The sequence below is a fragment of the Nonomuraea sp. NPDC050153 genome (assembly GCF_044460125.1).
Classification (GTDB): Bacteria; Actinomycetota; Actinomycetes; order Streptosporangiales; family Streptosporangiaceae; genus Nonomuraea.
Genome location: NZ_JBITJQ010000006.1, coordinates 117486 through 135818 on the forward strand (window position 1 = coordinate 117486; position 18333 = coordinate 135818).

Genomic DNA, 18333 nt, shown 5'->3' on the forward strand with positions numbered 1-18333 from the left:
TGTGACCAACGACGCATACACCCTGGCAGATGAGGCCGCCGCGGCTCTCAAGAGCGCGACCGGCCTCGGCACCTTCGACGTGGCGCTCGTCATGGGGTCGGGGTGGGTGCCCGCCGCCGACGCGATCGGCGAGACGGTGAGCGAGATCCCGTTCACTGACCTGCCCGGTTTCCGCGCGCCCGCCGTGGCGGGGCACGGCGGCAAGATCCGCGTCGTGCGCACCCCGGCGGGGCGGCACGCGCTGGTGTTCCTCGGGCGCACGCACCTTTACGAAGGGCTCGGGGTGGACGCGGTCGTCCACGGCGTGCGTACGGCGGCGGCGACCGGCGTACGCACGCTCGTGCTCACCAACGCCGCCGGCGGCCTGCGCCCCGAGACGCAGAACGTCGGCGACCCGGTCCTGATCAGCGACCACATCAACCTGACCGGGGCCAACCCGATCACCGGCACCACGTTCATCGACCTCACCGAGGTCTACTCGCGCCGCCTGCGCGCGCTGGTGCGCGAGATCGACCCGTCCCTCGCCGAGGGGGTCTACGTGGCCTTCCGCGGGCCCACGTACGAGACGCCGGCCGAGATCCGCATGCTGCGCACGCTGGGCGGCGACATGGTGGGCATGTCCACCGTCCTGGAGGCCATCGCCGCCCGCGAGGCGGACCTGGAGGTGCTCGGCCTCTCCCTGGTCACCAACCCCGGCGCGGGGCTGTCGGGCGAGCCGCTCAACCACGAGGAGGTCCTGGAGGTCGGCCGGACCACGGCGGCCCGCATGGGCGTCCTGCTGGCCAAGGTGGTGGACCGGCTGTGACCCCGGACCTGGTGGGTGCGGCCCGGGAGTGGCTGGCCCAGGACCCCGACCCGGAGACCCGCGACGAGCTCTCCCGGCTCCTCGACAGCGGCGACCCGGAGGCCCTGAGCGACCGTTTCGGGGCCAAGCTGGAGTTCGGCACGGCGGGCCTGCGGGGAGAGCTGGGCCCCGGGCCCAACCGGATGAACCGCGTCACCGTCATGCGCGCCGCCGCGGGCCTGGCCCGGGTGCTCGGGCCGGGCAAGCACGTGGTCATCGGCTACGACGCCCGCCACAAGTCAGACGTGTTCGCCCGTGACACGGCCGCCGTCCTGACGGGCGCCGGGCTGCACGCGTCCCTCCTGCCGGGTCCGCTGCCCACGCCCGTGCTGGCCTTCGCCGTACGCCGTCTCGGCGCGGACGCCGGGGTCACGGTCACCGCCAGCCACAACCCGCCGCGCGACAACGGCTACAAGGTCTACTGGGGCGACGGCTCCCAGATCGTGCCCCCCGTCGACAGCGAGATCTCGGCGGCCATCGACGCCGTCGGCCGGGTGGACCGGCTCCCGCTGAACGGCTCCGGCACGCTGACGGAGCTGGGCGAGGACATCGTCGACGACTACCTCTCCGCCGTGACCTCCCTGCCCCTGGGCGAGGCCCGCGACCTGCGCGTGGCGTACACGCCCCTGCACGGCGTGGGCGCCGCCACGCTCACCGGCGCCTTCCTGGCCGCCGGCTTCGAGACCCCGCTGGCCGTCGAGGAGCAGCGCGACCCCGACCCCGACTTCCCCACGGTCTCCTTCCCCAACCCGGAGGAGCCCGGGGCCATGGACCTGGCCGTCGCGCTGGCCGCCGAGCTCGACGCCGACCTGGTCCTGGCCAACGACCCCGACGCCGACCGATGCGCGGTGGGGGTGCCGCTGCCGGACGGGACGTGCCGCATGCTGACCGGCGACGAGGTCGGCGGCCTGCTGGCCGAGCACGTGATCACCCACACCGCCGGCGACCGCCTGGTGGCCACCACCATCGTCTCCTCGACCCTGCTGAGCAAGATCGCCCGGGCCCACGGCGTGCGCTACGGCGAGACGCTGACGGGCTTCAAGTGGATCATCAAGGCGGGTCCCGGGCTGGTCTTCGGTTACGAGGAGGCCATCGGCTACAGCGTCGGCTCCGACGCGGGCCTGCCGGTCCGCGACAAGGACGGGATCGGGGCGGCGCTCACGGTCGCGGCCGTCGCCGCGACGGCCAAGCGGTCCGGTCGCACCCTGCTGGACCTCCTGGACGACCAGGCGCGCCGCTACGGCCTGCACGCGACGTCCCAGCTCTCCTTCCGGGTGTCCGACCTGTCGCTGATCGCCGACGCCATGACCCGCCTGCGCGCCCACCCGCCCGCCGCGCTGGGCGGCCGGTCCGTGACGCGTAGGGACGACCTGGCGAAGGGCGACGGGGGCCTGCCGCCCACGGACGGGCTGCGCTACCTGCTGTCGGGCGACGGCCGCGTGGTCGTCCGCCCTTCGGGCACGGAGCCCAAGCTGAAGTGCTACCTGGAGGTCGTGGTGCCGGTGACGGGGGAGGTCGCGCAGGCCCGCGAGCAGGCCGCCCGCGACCTCGCCGCCCTGAAGGCCGACCTGGCCGCCGGCCTCGGCCTCGGCCTCTGAACCTACCGCCAGGCCTCGAGGAGTTCCTCGGGGGTGATGTGCCTGACCCCCTCCACGTCGCAGCCGCTGCGCGAGACCGCGTAGAGCGGCGTGGAGGTGTCGGTGCCCGGCATCCGGGAGCGGTGGACGATGAGCTCCCCCAGATCGTGGTGGTCGAAGGGACGGGTCTCGAGCCACTTCACTGAGCCGACCATCGTGATCTTCTTGGCGACCGGCTCCCGGTCGGCGCCGACCAGATCGATCTCGGGATCGTTGGTCCTGGTCCAGTAGCCGCCGACGGCTCCGGTCGCCTCGGGCAAGCCGTCCATCCGCCGCAGCGACTCGCGAACGACGGGCTCCACCGCGGCGCCGCGCCAGGCCGTCCAGGAGCGCTCGATACGGCGCAGCACGAGGTCGCCGCGGCCACGGTCGATCTCCGGCATACCTGGTTCGACGAAGGAGAGCCAGAATCTCAGGTGGGTGTCCGCCACGTGGTAGCGGCGGTCCTTCGAGGGACGGACGGACAGCGGCACCTCGGCCGTGACCATGCGCTTCTCCATGAGAATCCGCAGGCCACGCTGGACCGACGTGCCGGGTATCCCTCCTGACGCCTTGGAGATGAAGGAGAAGGTGCGTTGCCCCGAGCCGATGGCCTTCAAAAGGACCCTGGCCTGTGCCTCCGGCGGGAACTCGGCCGCCATGGCACGTTCGCCGCTCACGGTGAGCGCCGAGGTCGGGTCGGGAACGGCGTCGTTCAGGAATTCCCGCACGGTCGCGCCGACCGGCCATTCGTCCAGGATCATGGGGAGGCCGCCGGTGACGAGATAGGCGTCGATGGCGTCGGCGGGTGCCAGGCCCAGCTTCTCCGCCACGTCGGCGGGGGTGAGCGGATTGATCACCATCTCCGACGCTCGCATGTAGAACGGCCGGTCGTACTGGTTGATCGCCTCCATGATCGACAGATCGGAGCCGATCAGTACGAGCAGCATGGGCCGGCGGGAGAACTCTCGGTCGAAGAGACGCTGCAGCCTGCCTTCGAGATGCGGGTCTTCCGCGATCATGAAAGGCAGCTCGTCCAGGACCACGATGCTGGGCGAGTCCTGCGGAACCGCTTGGGCGAGCAGCCGGAGCGCGCTGTCCCAGGAGGTCGGGGCCACTCCTTCGAAGAGGGCGGCATCAGGGAGGTCCGAGGCCGCGGCGTCCGCGATGAAACGTGCGAGTTGATCGGCGAGCGGTTCGTGGGCGGCGGTGAAGAAGAGGCTGGGCACGCCACTCCGGTGGATGAACTCCTCCGCCAGGCGCGACTTTCCCACCCGGCGACGGCCACGCATGAGAATGGCCCGCCCTGGGCGATCGCCCGCGCCGACTCGTGCGAAGTAGCGGCCGAGCACGGCCAGCTCCCGTTCCCGCCCGATGAACCCGTCCATTGCACCCCCTGTTACATCCAAATTTGGTTGTACCACGTTCGGGACAACCAAATTTGGTTGTTGACTCACGCCTCCATTCTGCGCCTCCGGGTGTCCGGAGAAGGCCCGGAGGCCGCAGTCACGGACGCAGCAGTTGCCGCACCCGGGCGGCCTGCCGGGTGAGGTGGTCGCGCTCCGGCACGCTGGTGGCGGCGCGGGAGGCTTCGGCGTACAGCTCGGCGGCGTGTTCGAGGTCGCCGGCGCGTTCGTACAGATGTGCCGTCACCGCGGCGTAGCGGGGCAGGTCGGGGGGCACGTCCGCGAGCGCCGCCAGGCCGGCCCGCGGCCCGTCGGCCTCCCCGACCGCCACCGCGCGGTTGAGCCGCACCACCGGGCTGCCGGTGAGCAGCAGCAGCTCGTCGTACCACTCGACGATCTGTACCCAGTCCGTCTCGGCGGCGCACCGGGCGTCGGCGTGCAGGGCGGCGATCGCGGCCTGCGCCTGGTATTCGCCCAGCCGGTCGCGGGCGAGCGCGGCCTGAAGGATCGTCACCCCTTCGGCGATCAGGCCGGTGTCCCAGCGCGATCGGTCCTGCTCGCCGAGGGGCACCAGGCGACCTCCCGGGCCGGTGCGGGACGCGCGGCGGGCATGGTGCAGCAGCATGAGCGCGAGCAGCCCCGCGACCTCGGGCTCGGCGGTCAGGGCGACGAGCTGGCGGGTGATGCGGATCGCCTCGGCCGCCAGGTCGACGTCGCCGCCGTAGCCCTCGTTGAAGACGAGGTAGAGGACGCGCAGCACCGTCCCGAGGTCGCCGGCCTGGTCGAGCGGCAGCCCCGCGAGCCGCCGCTTGGCCCGGCTGATCCGCTGCGCCATGGTCGCCTCGGGGACGAGGTACGCCGTCGCGATCTGCCGCGTGGTCAGGCCGCCGACCGCGCGCAGCGTCAGGGCGACGGCCGAGCCCTGCGGCAGGGTGGGGTGCGCGCACAGGAAGTAGAGCCGCAGCGTGTCGTCCGTGGCGGGCGCCGGACCGGCGGGCGGCTCGACCTCCACGGCGAGTTCCCGCCCCCGCCGCGACGCCTCGGCGCGGGCGGAGTCGAGGAACTTGCGCCACGCGACCGCGACGAGCCAGGCCTTCGGATCGCGCGGTGGGTCGTCCGGCCAGTTGCCCAGCGCCCGGATCAGGGCCTCCTGCACGGCGTCCTCGGCCGACGCGAAGTCCGCTCCGCGCCGGACGAGGACCCCGATCACCGCGGGCACGAGCTCACGCAGCAACGACTCGTTCACTCGCTCACCTGTGCTTCGGCGGCAGGTGCTGCATGGTGGTTCTCCTTCTTCGCCACTCCGCCTTCGCCACTCCGACGCCGCGTCAACTCGCCCCGGAGGTCAGGCCAGACGGAACTGGAGGTCAGTGTCCCAGTTGTTCAGGTCGGGCTCGACCGCCGGGTTGGTCTGGTAGAACTCCAGGCGGCAGCCCCAGTGCTCCGTCCCGTCCTTTTCGGTCATGTCCCAGGTCAGGCCCTGGTCCCCGGCCCACTTCAGCAGCCCGGCGGTGACACTCATCAGCTGGTCCGGGTGGCCGTGGTGGGAGGTGGTGACGTAGCGGCCCGCGGGCAGGACGTCGGCGAAGATCTCGCCCTCGCCCGCCACCGGCGCCGGAACGGGCACTCCCGCCTGCACCACCAGCCGGTCCTCCGGCATGTTGATGCTGTCGTATCTGAAGAACGGGGCGCCGGCCGGGGACGCCCCGCGCTCGGCGAGCCAGCCGATGAGCTCACCGATGCGGTCCCCGACCAGGCCGAAGCTGGTCATGGTGATGGTCTTGCGGATCCCGATGTAGGGGCGCTCGGGAAATTCGACGATCTGTGGCATGTCGTGTTCCTCCTTCACCTCTCAGTACGGAGTGCGCGGTCGAAACTCATCGGCAGCTCGAAGAAGGGGAACAGCCCGGGGTCCAGATAGGTGGTGATGCCGGTGATGAGGCCGCCCTCGACGTCGAGGACGACCAGGGCGAACGCCTCGCCGCCCACGTACTGACCGAAGGCCGGGGAGCCGTTGGCCCGGGTCGGGACCAGGCGGGCTCCGGCGCAGGCGGCGTCTGCCTCAGCCGCGACCATGACGGCGCGGATGTGCTCGCGCCCGCGCAGCCACCAGGTGAACGGCGGCATGGACTCCGTCGCGTCCTCGTGCAGCAGCGACACCAGCCCGTCGACGTCGTAGCGTTCGAACGCCGACACGTAGCGGGCCAGCAGGCCCTCGTCCACCTCCTCGTCACCCTCGCCGACGGCCGGGAGCTTGGTGCGGGCGCGTTGCAGGGCGCTGTTGACGGACGTGACGGTGGTGGACAGGAGGGCGGCGGTCTCGGCGGCGGTCCATTTCAGGACGTCGCGGAGGATGAGCACGGCCCGCTGGCGGGGCGGCAGGTGTTGCAAGGCCGCCACGAAGGCCAGCCGGACGGTCTCCCTCGCCACCACCAGTTCCTCGGGGCTGAGCCGGTTGTCCGGGATCGGGTGGATCCAGCGCTCGGGAGGGAGCGGCATGCCGAGGCCGGCGCCCGGGGCCGCGGCCGGGGTCAGGTCCATGGCACGGGCGCGGCGCTGCGGGCCCCGCAGCATGTCGAGGCAGATGTTCGTGGCCAGGTGGAACAGCCACGCGCGCAGCGGCCCGCGCGCGGCGTCGTACGTGCGCCACGCCCGGACGAACGTCTCCTGCACCGCGTCCTCGGCCTCGAACCCCGAGCCGAGCATGCGGTAGCAGTAGCCCGTCAGCTCGGCCCGGTGCGGTTCCAGCTCCGTCGTGTCCACTACGCCGGTGTCACCTCGATCTGGAGCTCCGTGACCCATTCGTCGAGGTTATCCGGGCAGTGCAGGGAGATCTCCCTCGCCAGGCCGAGCGAGCGGAAGCCGTTCTCCTCGATCCAGTGGGCCAGCGCCTGGAACGTCGGCCCCACCGCCTCCATCGGCCCGTGGTGGATGATCGTGGCCGCGGTCGGGAGCTCGGGCAGGTCGACGATCTGGAAGTCGTACGCGTCCTCGGCCGGTGCGGCGACCGGCAGGCACGCGTGGACCATGACCGAGCCGTCGTCCTCCTCCTGGTAATAGGCGATCCCGGGGCCGGTGACCCGCGCGGAGGCGGCCTCCACGCGGAGGCAGATCTCCACGAAGAGGGGCGAGATGACGGGGCCGATGTGCTCGGGCTCGTAACTGGCCGCCCGGGCGCTGAGCTCGGCGACCCGGATCGGGCTCACGTTCTTCAGGACCACTTCCGGCGTACGCAGGTGCCCCTCCCTCTCGATGGTGCGCAATCGCGCCTCGACGCCCCGGAGCCTGGCCAGGTCGGCGCTGATCTGGGCTTCGAGCTGGGCGCGGCGCAGCCGTACCATGCCGTGCAGCTCCTCCGTGCTCACCTTCTCGTCGAGGATGGCGCTGACCTGCTCCAGCGTGAAGCCGAGGTCCTTGATCGCGACGATGCGGTTGAGCCGGGACAGCTGCGCGGCCTGGTAGGACCGGTAGCCGGTGACGGGGTCCACGTACGCGGGACGCAGCAGGCCGATGGCGTCGTAGTGACGCAGCATGCGCACCGAGACCAGCCCGAGCCTGGCGAAATCTCCAATGCTGAACATGATGTCTCCAGGTCTAGGGCCTGACACGGTGTCACGGTCAACCTATGGCGATTTCGAATGCCATGGGGTATTTTTCCATCCATGGGCGACCGAACGTTCGGTAGGAGTCTGGACCTCACCGACCGGGACGCGGATGCGAACCGGCGGATCAGGACGGCGGCGGTGCTGCTGTTCGCCCGGCAGGGCTACGCGGCCACGAGCATCCGCGACCTGGCCAGAGCGGTCAACATGACCAATGCCGGGATATATCACCATGTGGCGAGCAAGGAATCCCTGCTCGCCGACCTCATGCGCGTCGCCCAGCGAGGGCTGATCGACGCCACGGAACGCATGCTGGACGACGTCCGGAGCCCTGCCGACCGCCTCGCCCTGCTGATCGGCTCCCTCACCTCCGTCCACGCGCTCAGCCCCATGACCAGCCGCGTCATGGACGGCGAACTGCGCTCCCTCACGCCCGGCTCGACCGCCCACGACGAGATCATCGCCCTCCGCGACGCGTACGAGGCCTTCTGGAAGGACGCCCTCGCGGACGGCGTTGCCCAGAACGTGTTCCGCGTCGCCGACCAGAAGCTGACCCGCCTCGCCCTGATGTCCATGTGCACCGGCACCAGCGAGTGGTACCGCCCCGACGGGGACTCCACGCTGGAGCAGGTGTGCGCCGAGTTCGTCACGATCGGCCTGGCCGCCGTCCGCGCGTCCGCCCCGGCCCGGCCCACCCTCGATCTCTCCCTGCTGCCCGACTTCCCGTGGGAGCCGCCGCATGCACGCAACGATCCCCGACCTGATGAGGCACGCCGCTAGCACGTACGGCGCGCGCGAGTTCCTCCGCTTCCCCGACGCCTCGCTCACCTTCGCCGAGGCCGACACCCGGTCCGACGGCCTGGCCGCCGCGCTGATCGACAAGGGCGTCCGGCCGGGCGACCGGGTGGCGATCATGATGGACAACGTCCCGGACTGGCCGCTGAGCTGGCTGGCCGTGCTGAAGGCGGGCGCGGTCACCGTGCCGGTGAACGTCCGCTACCGCGCCGCCGACCTGGAGCACGTCCTGCGCGACTCGGGCGCCGTGGCCACCCTGACCACCGCCGAACACGCCCCGCACATCCCGGGTACGGTTCACGTCCTCGACCCGGAGCCAGGTGCCGAGCGCCCGACTTTGATCCACGAAATCGCGAATTTTCAGTACACGTCGGGGACCACCGGCTTCCCCAAAGCCTGCATGCTCACCCACGGCTACTGGCTCAGGACCGCCCAGCTGATCGCCGACCAGGCCCGCCTGCGCGACGACGACGTCATGCTGATCGCCCAGCCCTACTCCTACATCGATCCCCAGTGGGCCACCCTCTTCTGCCTCGTCGGCGGCATCCCCCTCGTCGTGCTCCCCCGCTTCTCCGCCTCCGGCTTCTGGGCCTCGGTCAGGGAGCACGGGGCGACGCTCACGTACGTGCTCGGCTCGATGCCCCTCCTCCTGCACAAGCAGCCGCCCCACCCGCGCGACCGCGACAACCGGATGCGCCTCGTGCTCTGCTCGGGCATCCGGCCGGATCTGCACGGGGCCTTCGAGGAACGCTGGGGCGCGCCGTGGCGCGAGCTGTACGGGTCCACGGAGAGCGGGCCCGACCTGGGGGTCCCCGTCGACGCCGTGGAGACGGTCGGCACCGGCGCCATGGGGCTCGCGTACCCGGGCAAGGAGGTCACTCTCGACGAGGAGACCAGCGAGATCCTGGTCAGGGGCACGCCCATGATGAACGGCTACTGGAACCACCCGGAGGCCACCGCCCACACGTTCAGGGGCGGCTGGTACCACACGGGCGACCTCGGCTTCCGCGACGAGCGCGGCTATATCCACCACGCCGGGCGGGTGAAGGACATGGTGCGGCGGGGCGGCGAGAACATCTCGTGCGCCGAGGTGGAGGGCGTGCTCACCCAGCACCCCGCGGTCCTCCAGGCGGCTCTGGTGCCCATTCCGGACGAGCTGTTCGGCGAGCTGCCCAAGGCGTTCATCCAGCTCCGCCCCGGGCACGCCCCGGACGCCGAGACGGCCAGGAGCGTCATCGACCACGCCAGGGAGCGGCTGGCCCGCTTCAAGATCCCGGAGTACGTGGAGTTCGTGGCGCGGTTCACGCTGACCCCGTCCTCCCGCATCGAGAAGCGCCACCTCCTGTCCCCCGGACGAGACCAGCGCGCGGCCCCGGCTGTGTTCACGGGCCTCAGCCCAGGCGACGGCGCTCCCTCGCAGACCAAGGAGAGATCATGATCGAAGTGACCGAACGCGACGAGGTGGCCCTGATCACGCTCGCGCGCCCGGAGAAACTCAACGCCCTCACCGCGGGCATGCGCCGGGACCTGGCCGCCGCGATCCGCGCGTGCGGCAAGGACGCCAGGGGCATCGTGGTCACCGGCACCGGACGGGCGTTCTCGGCCGGCGAGGACATCCACGAGGCCGCCGGCAAGTCGCTGATCGAGGAGGTGGAGCTCTTCCACGACATGACCAGGGCGGTCCTGGAGACGCGGGTCCCGGTCGTGGCCGCGGTGAACGGCCTGGCCGTGGGCGGGGCCGCCGAGTGGACGCTGTGCTTCGACACCCGCATCGGCACCCCGGCGGCCGAGTACTTCCTGCCGGAGAACCACCTCGGCCTGTCCATCTCGAACGCCGCCGGCTACCTGCTCCCCCGCCTGGTGGGCGCCAGGGCGCTGCGGCTGGTGCTCGACTCGACCCGCATGACCGCCGAGCAGGCCCTGGCCACGGGCCTGCTGGACGAGATCGTCGCCCCGGAGCGGCTGCTGGACGCGGCGACCGAACGCGTGCGCCACTGGACGCGACCAGGCACGGCCACGGCGGTCCACCTGGCGCTCCTGAGGCCGTCCCTGGACGAGGTCGAGCGCGCCTTCGAGCGGGAGACGGAGGCCGCCAGGCAGGTGGACGAGTCGGGCATCGCCCGGGAGGGCATGTCCCGTTTCGTCAACCGGCCTAGGCGATGACGATCGCCACGACCACCAGGACCACAGCCGCCGCCAGCACCGCGATGGAGTCGTAGGACCACGTGACCCGGGCCGGCGCCGCCTCTTCCTCGCGGCGCTTGGCCGACTCGGCGCGGTCGCGGATCTGCTCGCCCACCCAGTCGGCGTGCGTCTTGCCCGCGAACGCCTCGACCGCCGCCTGCTCGGCCTTCGACAGCGTGGGCTCGGTGTTGAAGCGCCCCCGCTGCTGCCTGGGCGCCCCGCGCCGCTGCGCCCTGGCCCGCTCCCGCGCGCTGCTCATCGGCGTCCACAGCCGCAGGACCTGCTCGTCGCCGTACTCGACGTTGATCGAGTGGGACACCGTCACGCCCTCGACCGAGGCCCACGGCAGGAACGTCGTGCGGAGCGGGTTGCGCCCGACCAGCCCCGCCTCCGTGAACACGGTGGCGGGGCGCAGCGCGATCACGTAGACCAGCGCGGTGATCGCGCCGAGCACGGCCAGCGCCACCAGTGACGACGTGCCGGTGTAGTGGGCGATCAGGTCCCAGACGTTGAACGCGACGAAGGCCAGCCACACCCAGGCGAGCACGAACGCGGTCCTGGACCGGTAGGTCTGTTTCACGGCTGCCACTTGAGCTGCGCGAACCCCGGCTTGATCACACCGTTGATCAGCGCCAGCCGCTCGTCGAACGGGATGAACGCCGACTTCATCGCATTGACCGTGAACCACTGCAGGTCGTCCCAGCCGTAGTCGAACGCCTCCACCAGCTTGGCGAACTCCTGCGACACGCACGTCGAGCTCATCAGCCGGTTGTCGGTGTTGACCGTGACCCTGAAGTGCAGCCGCCGCAGCAGCCCGATGGGGTGCTGGGCGATCGACGGGGCGGCCCCGGTCTGCAGGTTGGAGGTGGGGCACATCTCCAGCGGGATGCGCTTGTCACGCACGTACGCGGCCAGCCGCCCCAGCTTGGCGGAGCCGTCGTCGGACACGGAGATGTCGTCGATGATCCGTACGCCGTGGCCGAGCCGGTCGGCGCCGCACCACTGGATCGCCTGCCAGATCGACGGCAGCCCGAACGCCTCGCCCGCGTGGATGGTGAAGTGGGCGTTCTCCCGCTGAAGGTATTCGAACGCGTCGAGATGCCGCGTGGGCGGGTAGCCCGCCTCGGCCCCGGCGATGTCGAACCCCACGACGCCCACGTCGCGATAGCGCACGGCCAGCTCGGCGATCTCCATGGACCGCGCCTTGTGCCGCATGGCCGTGAGCAGCGTGCCGACCCGGATGCCGCGCCCCTCCGAGCCCTGTTTGAACCCGTCGAGCACCGCCTCGACCACCTGGTCGAGGCTCAGCCCCATCGTGGTGTGCTGCTCGGGCGCGAACCGGACCTCCGCGTAGACCACGCCGTCGTCCGCGAGGTCCCGGGCGCACTCGGCGGCCACGCGGACGAGCGACTCGCGCGTCTGCATGACCGCCACGGTGTGCTCGAACGTCTCCAGATAGCGCTCGAGCGAGCCGGAGTCGGCCGCCTCCTCGAACCAGTGGCGCAGGCGGTCGGGGTCGTCGGTGGGCAGCCGATCGTAGCCGGTCTCCCTGGCCAGCTCGACGATCGTCTCGGCGCGGAGCCCGCCGTCGAGGTGATCGTGCAGCAGCACCTTGGGAGCCCGCCGGATCTCGTCAAGCGTGGGACTCATCTGGCCATGATAGGACGTCCTTCCCGAATGGTTCAGTCGCGCCCTGCGCTCTCCGCGGAGAAGGCGGGCAGGCACACCGCGATGTACTCGGCGCCCTCGGGACCTGCGCTGTAACGGACCTTCTCCCCCGGCGCCGTCACCACCGACTGCCCGGCCGCGACCTCCGTCGTGCCCTCGGCGTGCTCCACCATCACCAGGCCGCGCAGCACCACGGTGTACTCGGTGAACTGCGGCCGCTGGGGCGGCTCCTCCCAGCCGGGCGGGGCGGTCATGTGCGCTATGGAGATCCCGTCGTCGCCGCTGCTGACGCGGCCGATGTGCTCGTCGATGAGCTTGCCACCGGGTACGGGTATGCGGGCCGGGCCCTCGATCTTTCTCACCACGACGTCAGTGTGCCACGTCGATGATCAGGCGCCCGGCATCGCCCTGCTCCTTGACCTGGAACGCGGCCTTCCTGGCCAGCACCAGGCCGATGCCGACCCGGCTCTCGAAGTCGCCGGTCCTGACGACGTCGGTGAGGTTGCGCAGCCCGGTGCGGAAGACGGGGCCGCCGTCCCACGTGAGCCTGCCGCTCTCGTCGTGGGCGTTCGCCGGGAAGAGCGTGACCTGTAGGTACGCGCCGCCGTGCACGTCCACGGGCTTGCCCGAGCCGTCCTCGGCGAGCTCGTCCACCCACTGGACGCTGTAGCCGGGGACCTTGCCCTTGAGGTCGATGGTCAGGCGGTCGTACGTGTCGTGGCCGGCGAACCGGACGGCCGTGACGATCGCGGGCTCGATCCCGTCGCGCCGGACGTCCACCTCGGCGGTGCTCGTCGGCGTGCCCGGCTCCGGCCGATCCGTCCGGGTGGCGGCCGGCTGCTCCGGCAGGGCGGTCTGAGTGACCTGGCCGCAGGCGGTGAGCAGGGCCAGGCAGGCGAGCGGGGCGAGGACCCGGGCCGACCGGCCTGCTCGCGGGGATGGCGAGCGCATACCCCTTAGATGCCCGGCCCGCGGACCCGCATGCGACGTCACGGCCAGGTGTGCGCTCTGCCGAGTACCCTGATCACCCCACTAGGAGTCATATACGTGAATAAGTCTGCCGATTTATCGACTTTTCTGGCCAACTACTCGACGTCGTTCGCGCGGACCGCGTACCTGCTGACGGGTGACGCGGACCGGGCGCGCGAGCTGGCGGTCGAGGCGTTGGTCGCGGCGGGCCGCAGTTGGTCCTCCATCCGCCACGGCCGGCCGGCCGTGGCGGTGCTGCGGGAGTTGTACGCGCGCTTCCTGGCCGCCGCGCCGCCACCCTCGCCCGAAGGGCACGTGCTGGCCGCGCTGACGCCCACGGCACGGGCGGTGCTGGTGGCGCGCTACCACGACAGGCTGCCGCCGGAGCAGGTGGCCATGGTGACGGGCCTGTGGACCGCCGCCCTGGACGAGGAGGTCCGCCAGGCCCGCACCCACCTTCGGACCGCACACCCCGAGCTCTTCACCCACCCCGAACCACTCGCCACCACCCCGTCCCCGGAACCGCCCGACCCCCCGTATCCGGAACCGGCAACCGCATCGTCCCCAGAGCCCGCCGCCGCCCCTTCCCCAGAGCCCGGCGAGGCCACTTCCCTGGAGCCGGGTGACGCGCAGGAGGAGGAGAAGAAGGCGGCGGCGGAGCCCGCTGCGCCCGGCGACGGGCAGGAGGTGGCCTGGGCGGCGCCGGGCGACACGCAGGCAGGTGCGGAGTCCACCCCGTGGGCGGCCCCGGCACAGTCGTCGGACACCGACGAGCCCGAACTGCGTGCCGCCCTGGTCCGGCTCGCGGCCGAGATGCCGCACACCAACCTCTCTGAGCCCGTCCTGACCCGCATCGGCAGGCGGCGCAGGGGCCGCGTCGCCATATGGGCGACCACGTCCGCCGGGCTCGTCGGCGCGTTCGCGGCCCTGGTGGTGATCGCGGCGAGCACCCTGGCGGGGAACCTGGAGCGGGCGGCCGGTGACCTCAGCACCGACCTCCCGTCACCGGACGACGTTCCCACGGCGATGCCGGACAAGCTGAGCGACCCCATCCGGTACGCGCACACGAGCTACTGCGAGGGCGACTCCACCGACTCGAACGACCCGCAGCCGTGCGGCCAGTGGCGGCTGACCACCACGTCGGGCAAGGAGTGGCGGCTGGAAGCCGCGCGCGCCGGCTACGACGAGGAGACGCTCGTCGCCCTGCCCCTCGCCATCAGCCAGGACGGCCACCGCCTGGCCTACCGGCACCGCGACGGCTCGTACGTGGTGCACGACCTGCCCACGGGCGTCGTCAAGAAGATCGACATCGAGCACGAGAAGACCCTCCCGCACATCACCTCCTCGCCCGACGGCCGCTACTTCGCCCTCGACTTCGGCGCCGCCGAGGGCGCGCTGCTCGACTTCGACACCGGCAGGACCCGGCACGTCAAAGGCACCAAGATCAAGATCCTGGCCGTGGGGAACGACGGCACTCGGGTGGTCAGCGACGAGGTGGACGTGAACGACGTACCGGGCCACGCGTCCGTCACCACCCTCACCGTCCAGGCTGCCAAGCGCCGCGCGAGCCGCGGCTACCGCGTGGACCCCGGCCTCATCGGGCACGGCGCCGCGCTCTCGCCGGACGGCCGCACGCTGGCCCTGGTGTCGGCCGACGAGCGGCTCGTCACCATGAACGCCCGCACCGGCCGCGTCTTCGGCCCCCGCACGGCGCTGAGCGACTACGGGGTGATCGCGGTCGAGCGCTGGCTCAGCGCCGGCGAGGTCCTCGTGCGCCAGCCCGACGAGGACGACGAGGACGCCTACCTGACCAGGGTCGACGTACGGTCGGGCAAGAGCGTGGACCACGGGGACGAGGAGGAGATCGGCTACGACTACCCGATCGGCGCCCTGGAATGACGGCAGGGCCCCGCCGCGTGCGACGGGGCCCTGTAGTGACGAGGGTCAGACGGTCTCGTAGACCTTGACGTTCTCGCTCTCGACGGCCTCGGCCTTGCGGGCGCGCAGCCCGGTCGCCGAGATCACCAGCCCGACCAGGGCCAGCACCAGCGAGACCACGATCGCCGCGCGCAGCGAGCCGATCGAGAGCGTCTCGCCGCCGCCCGAGGTGAGCACGGCGGTGACCACGGCCAGCACGATCGCGCCGCCCACCTGGCCGGAGGTGTTGAGCAGTCCGGAGGCCAGCCCCTGCTCGTCGTCGTCCACGCCGGTGGTGGCCTGGATGTTCAGCGAGGGGAACGACAGCGCGAACGCGATGCCCATCAGGAGCATGCCCGGGATGACCATGCCGCCCAGGCTGGGGTCGCGGTCGATGCCGAGGAACATCGCGTACCCGCCGGCCAGCGCGGCGGAGCCGATGACGATCAGCTTGGCGGTGCCGAACCTGTCGGCGAAGTCGCCCATCTTGGTCGAGGTGAGCGCGACCAGCAGGCCGGCGGGCAGGAACGCCAGGGCGGTGCCCAGGGCCGACCAGCCGAGGAGGTTCTGGAAGTACTGCATCGCCACGAACTGGAAGGCCACGTACGAGCCCATGAGGATGAGCAGCCCGAGGTTGGCGCGGACGATGTGGCCGGAGCGCAGGATGCCGAGGCGCACCAGCGGGTGCCGCATCCGCCGCTCGGCGAAGACGAACAGGCCGAGCAGCACGGCCACCGTCACCAGCGAGCCGATGGTCTGCAGCGAGGCCCAGCCGGCCTCCGGCGCCTGCACGACCGTGAACACCAGCAGCAGCATGGAGGCGGTGATCAGCACGGCGCCGATCAGGTCGTGACCGCCTTCGGCCCGCTCGTCACGGCCGCGCAGCACCCTCGGCGCGATCAGCAGCGCGAGCAGCGCCACGGGGACCGGCATCAGCAACGTCCAGCGCCAGCCGATCTCGGTGAGCAGGCCGGACAGCACGAGACCGAGAGAGTAGCCACTGGCGCCGCAGGCGGTGAAGATGCTCAACGCCCTGTTGCGCTCCGGCCCCTCCGGGAAAGTCGTCGTGATGATCGACAAAGCCGCGGGTGCGGTGAACGCGGCGGCCACACCCTTGACGAACCGGGCCGCGATCAGCAGCCCGCCGTCGTCCACAATGCCACCGAGCAACGACGCAACGGCGAAGACGCCCAAAGCGACCAGGAACACCCTGCGCCGCCCGAGCAGGTCGGCGGTCCTGCCCCCGAGCAACAGAAGACCGCCGTAGCCGAGCACGTAGCCACTGACCACCCATTGCAGAGATGACGTACTCAGGCCCAGGTCGTGCTGAATGGCGGGCAGGGCGACACCGACCATCGAGACGTCAAGGGCGTCAAGGAAGATCACTGCGCAGAGCACGGCGAGCGCGCCCCAACGGGATGAGGAAGAGGACATGGGACAGAACAATACATGCGGTTGCATCTAATGCAAACGCATTTAATGCCGTTGCATAAGTTTTAGCGAAGTGGTAACCTCCGCGACATGGACGAGGAGTTCGTGGTCGACACCTGGCATTACGTCCTGGCCAAGCACGCCAAGGCCATGTGCGCCCTGGAGCGTGAGCTGGGGGATCGGCATGGGCTGGGGCCGAGTGAGTTCGAGGTGCTTGACCGGATCGTCCACCACGACAGGAAGCTGCGCATCCAGGAGCTCTGCGACGAGGTCCACCTGAGCCAGAGCGCGCTGTCCCGGGTGGTGGCCCGCCTGGAGAAATCCGCGCTCGTGTCGCGCGGGGTCTGCGACGCGGACCGGCGGGGCGTGTTCGTCTGCATCACGGACGAGGGCCGCGCCCGCCACGCCGAAGCCCTCCCCACGCAGCGGGCCGTCCTGACCGAGATCTTCGCCGACGCCCCGGCCCTGGCCCACTGACCCATCCCCCTGCGGCGCGCCGGCCCTCCGGCGGTGACCGGCGTCCTGGACGGCATGCCGTAAGCGCCCTCGACGGGCCCGGGGGCGGGGTCCTGGGCGGCACGCCGTAAGCGCCCTCGACGGGCTCGGGGGCGGGGTCCGTCAGGAGGCGGTGATGCGGTCGATGACCAGGGGCAGGTGGTCCTCGCTCGCCGAGCCCACCGCGTAGCCGCCCTCCAGCGCCTCCAGGGCACGCTCGAACCGGGCCGTCTCATCCGCGTGCAGCGTCATCAGGGGTTGCCCCGCGCGCACCAGATCCCCAGGCTTGGCGTGCAGGGTGATCCCGGCCCCGAACGACACCGGGTCCTCCTTGCGCGCCCGGCCGGCCCCGAGCCGCCAGGCGGCAAGGCCCACGGCGTACGCGTCCAGCCGGGTCAGCACCCCGGACGCGGGCACCTCAACGGTCAGGGTCTCCGCCGCCCGGGGAAGCAGGGCGTCCGGGTCCCCGCCCTGCGCCACGATCATCCGCCGCCACGCGTCCATGGCCGACCCGTCGGCGAGGGCCTTCGCGGGGTCCTTGCCGGACGACACCCCGGCCGCCTCCAGCATCTCGCGCGCCAGCCGTACCGTCAGCTCCACCACGTCGGCGGGCCCGCCGCCGGCGAGCACCTCGACCGACTCCGCGACCTCCAGTGCGTTCCCGACGGCCCGGCCCAGCGGCCGGTCCATCGCCGTCAGCAGCGCCACCGTGCGCACTCCGGCGTCCGTGCCCAGGGCCACCATGGTCTCGGCCAGCTCCCGAGCCGTCTCGGGGGTCTTCATGAACGCCCCCGAGCCCACCTTCACGTCGAGGACGAGCGAGCCGGTGCCCTCGGCGATCTTCTTGGACATGATCGACGAGGCGATCAGCGGGATCGACTCGACGGTGCCGGTGACGTCGCGCAGCGCGTACAGCTTCTTGTCGGCGGGCGCCAGCCCCGACCCGGCCGCGCACACGACCGCGCCCGCCGAGCGCAGGACCTGCAGCATCTCGTCGTTGGAGAGCGAGGCCCGCCAGCCGGGGATCGACTCGAGCTTGTCGAGCGTGCCGCCGGTGTGCCCGAGCCCGCGGCCCGACAGCTGCGGCACGTACGCCCCGCACGCGGCCACCAGCGGCGCCAGCGGCAGCGTGATCTTGTCGCCGACGCCGCCGGTCGAGTGCTTGTCGGCGGTGGGCCGGTCGAGCGCGGACCAGTCCATGCGCTCGCCCGAGCGGATCATGGCCTGGGTCCAGTCGGCGATCTCGCGGCGGTTCATGCCGTTCAGGAGGATGGCCATGGCCAGCGCGGACATCTGCTCGTCGGCCACCACGCCGCGGGTGTACGCGTCGATCACCCAGTCGATCTGGGCCGTGCCCAGCTCGCCCCGGTCGCGCTTGCCGCGGATGACCTCGATGGCGTCCATGG

Annotated in this window: 18 protein-coding genes; 7 read left to right on the top strand and 11 right to left on the bottom strand. The window is 71.5% G+C overall.

Annotated elements, in window-relative coordinates:
* The first annotated feature begins 1 nt into the window (after position 1).
* Complete coding sequence (locus ACIBQ1_RS17580) at positions 2-805, top strand: purine-nucleoside phosphorylase (protein ID WP_397278608.1); 804 nt, start codon at positions 2-4, stop codon at positions 803-805.
* Positions 802-2442 (top strand): phospho-sugar mutase, encoded by a 1641-nt coding sequence (locus tag ACIBQ1_RS17585; protein ID WP_397278610.1) that lies wholly within the window; start codon positions 802-804, stop codon positions 2440-2442. Before ACIBQ1_RS17580 ends, ACIBQ1_RS17585 begins: the two co-directional genes overlap by 4 nt.
* A 2-nt stretch (positions 2443-2444) precedes the next feature.
* Here ACIBQ1_RS17585 and ACIBQ1_RS17590 read toward each other — a convergent pair whose 3' ends face one another.
* The 5 genes from ACIBQ1_RS17590 to ACIBQ1_RS17610 form a co-directional block, all read right to left on the bottom strand.
* Positions 2445-3848, bottom strand: a complete 1404-nt coding sequence (locus ACIBQ1_RS17590; RefSeq protein WP_397278612.1) for an ATP-binding protein — start codon at positions 3846-3848, stop codon at positions 2445-2447.
* A 118-nt stretch (positions 3849-3966) separates the two neighbouring features.
* On the bottom strand, positions 3967-5112 hold the full coding sequence (locus tag ACIBQ1_RS17595; protein WP_397278614.1) for an RNA polymerase sigma factor: 1146 nt from the start codon (positions 5110-5112) through the stop codon (positions 3967-3969).
* A 99-nt stretch (positions 5113-5211) separates the two neighbouring features.
* Positions 5212-5697 (bottom strand): GyrI-like domain-containing protein, encoded by a 486-nt coding sequence (locus tag ACIBQ1_RS17600; protein ID WP_397278616.1) that lies wholly within the window; start codon positions 5695-5697, stop codon positions 5212-5214.
* A gap of 14 nt (positions 5698-5711) precedes the next feature.
* Positions 5712-6629: a sigma-70 family RNA polymerase sigma factor gene (locus ACIBQ1_RS17605; RefSeq protein WP_397278618.1), complete on the bottom strand. Its 918-nt coding sequence runs from the start codon at positions 6627-6629 to the stop codon at positions 5712-5714.
* Positions 6629-7447: a MerR family transcriptional regulator gene (locus tag ACIBQ1_RS17610; protein WP_397278619.1), complete on the bottom strand. Its 819-nt coding sequence runs from the start codon at positions 7445-7447 to the stop codon at positions 6629-6631. Before ACIBQ1_RS17610 ends, ACIBQ1_RS17605 begins: the two co-directional genes overlap by 1 nt.
* Positions 7448-7528: 81 nt before the next feature.
* Here ACIBQ1_RS17610 and ACIBQ1_RS17615 point away from each other — a divergent pair, with 81 nt between their 5' ends.
* Genes ACIBQ1_RS17615 through ACIBQ1_RS17625 form a run of 3 tightly spaced genes read left to right on the top strand, consistent with a single transcriptional unit; the run spans position 7529 to position 10426 of the window.
* Complete coding sequence (locus tag ACIBQ1_RS17615) at positions 7529-8248, top strand: TetR/AcrR family transcriptional regulator (protein WP_397278621.1); 720 nt, start codon at positions 7529-7531, stop codon at positions 8246-8248.
* Entirely contained in the window at positions 8208-9701 is a 1494-nt protein-coding gene (locus ACIBQ1_RS17620; protein ID WP_397278623.1) for an AMP-binding protein, read from the top strand. The genes ACIBQ1_RS17615 and ACIBQ1_RS17620 overlap by 41 nt, the downstream gene beginning before the upstream one ends.
* Entirely contained in the window at positions 9698-10426 is a 729-nt protein-coding gene (locus tag ACIBQ1_RS17625) for an enoyl-CoA hydratase/isomerase family protein (protein ID WP_397278625.1), read from the top strand. The genes ACIBQ1_RS17620 and ACIBQ1_RS17625 overlap by 4 nt, the downstream gene beginning before the upstream one ends.
* Here the strand turns inward: ACIBQ1_RS17625 and ACIBQ1_RS17630 are convergent.
* The 4 genes from ACIBQ1_RS17630 to ACIBQ1_RS17645 are packed head-to-tail and all read right to left on the bottom strand — an operon-like array spanning position 10416 to position 13066.
* Positions 10416-11027, bottom strand: coding sequence for a PH domain-containing protein (locus tag ACIBQ1_RS17630; RefSeq protein ID WP_397278627.1), 612 nt, complete (start codon positions 11025-11027; stop codon positions 10416-10418). The two genes, ACIBQ1_RS17625 and ACIBQ1_RS17630, sit on opposite strands and share 11 nt — an antisense overlap.
* Positions 11024-12097: an adenosine deaminase gene (locus ACIBQ1_RS17635; protein WP_397278629.1), complete on the bottom strand. Its 1074-nt coding sequence runs from the start codon at positions 12095-12097 to the stop codon at positions 11024-11026. Before ACIBQ1_RS17635 ends, ACIBQ1_RS17630 begins: the two co-directional genes overlap by 4 nt.
* A 32-nt stretch (positions 12098-12129) precedes the next feature.
* Positions 12130-12480 (bottom strand): cupin domain-containing protein, encoded by a 351-nt coding sequence (locus ACIBQ1_RS17640; RefSeq protein ID WP_397278631.1) that lies wholly within the window; start codon positions 12478-12480, stop codon positions 12130-12132.
* A 4-nt stretch (positions 12481-12484) separates the two neighbouring features.
* Complete coding sequence (locus ACIBQ1_RS17645; RefSeq protein WP_397278633.1) at positions 12485-13066, bottom strand: hypothetical protein; 582 nt, start codon at positions 13064-13066, stop codon at positions 12485-12487.
* Positions 13067-13162: 96 nt separating this feature from the next.
* Here ACIBQ1_RS17645 and ACIBQ1_RS17650 point away from each other — a divergent pair, with 96 nt between their 5' ends.
* Positions 13163-14983, top strand: a complete 1821-nt coding sequence (locus tag ACIBQ1_RS17650) for a hypothetical protein (protein ID WP_397278634.1) — start codon at positions 13163-13165, stop codon at positions 14981-14983.
* A 45-nt stretch (positions 14984-15028) separates the two neighbouring features.
* Here ACIBQ1_RS17650 and ACIBQ1_RS17655 read toward each other — a convergent pair whose 3' ends face one another.
* Entirely contained in the window at positions 15029-16435 is a 1407-nt protein-coding gene (locus tag ACIBQ1_RS17655; RefSeq protein WP_397278636.1) for an MFS transporter, read from the bottom strand.
* Positions 16436-16522: 87 nt separating this feature from the next.
* Here ACIBQ1_RS17655 and ACIBQ1_RS17660 point away from each other — a divergent pair, with 87 nt between their 5' ends.
* Positions 16523-16909 carry a MarR family winged helix-turn-helix transcriptional regulator gene (locus ACIBQ1_RS17660; protein WP_397278637.1) on the top strand — a complete coding sequence of 129 codons (387 nt, stop codon included), beginning with the start codon at positions 16523-16525 and terminating at the stop codon, positions 16907-16909.
* A gap of 141 nt (positions 16910-17050) precedes the next feature.
* Here the strand turns inward: ACIBQ1_RS17660 and ACIBQ1_RS17665 are convergent, their stop codons facing one another.
* The gene (locus ACIBQ1_RS17665) at positions 17051-18331 is read right to left on the bottom strand and encodes a thymidine phosphorylase (protein WP_397278639.1); all 1281 of its coding nucleotides are present in this window, start codon (positions 18329-18331) and stop codon (positions 17051-17053) included.
* Positions 18332-18333: the final 2 nt, after the last annotated feature.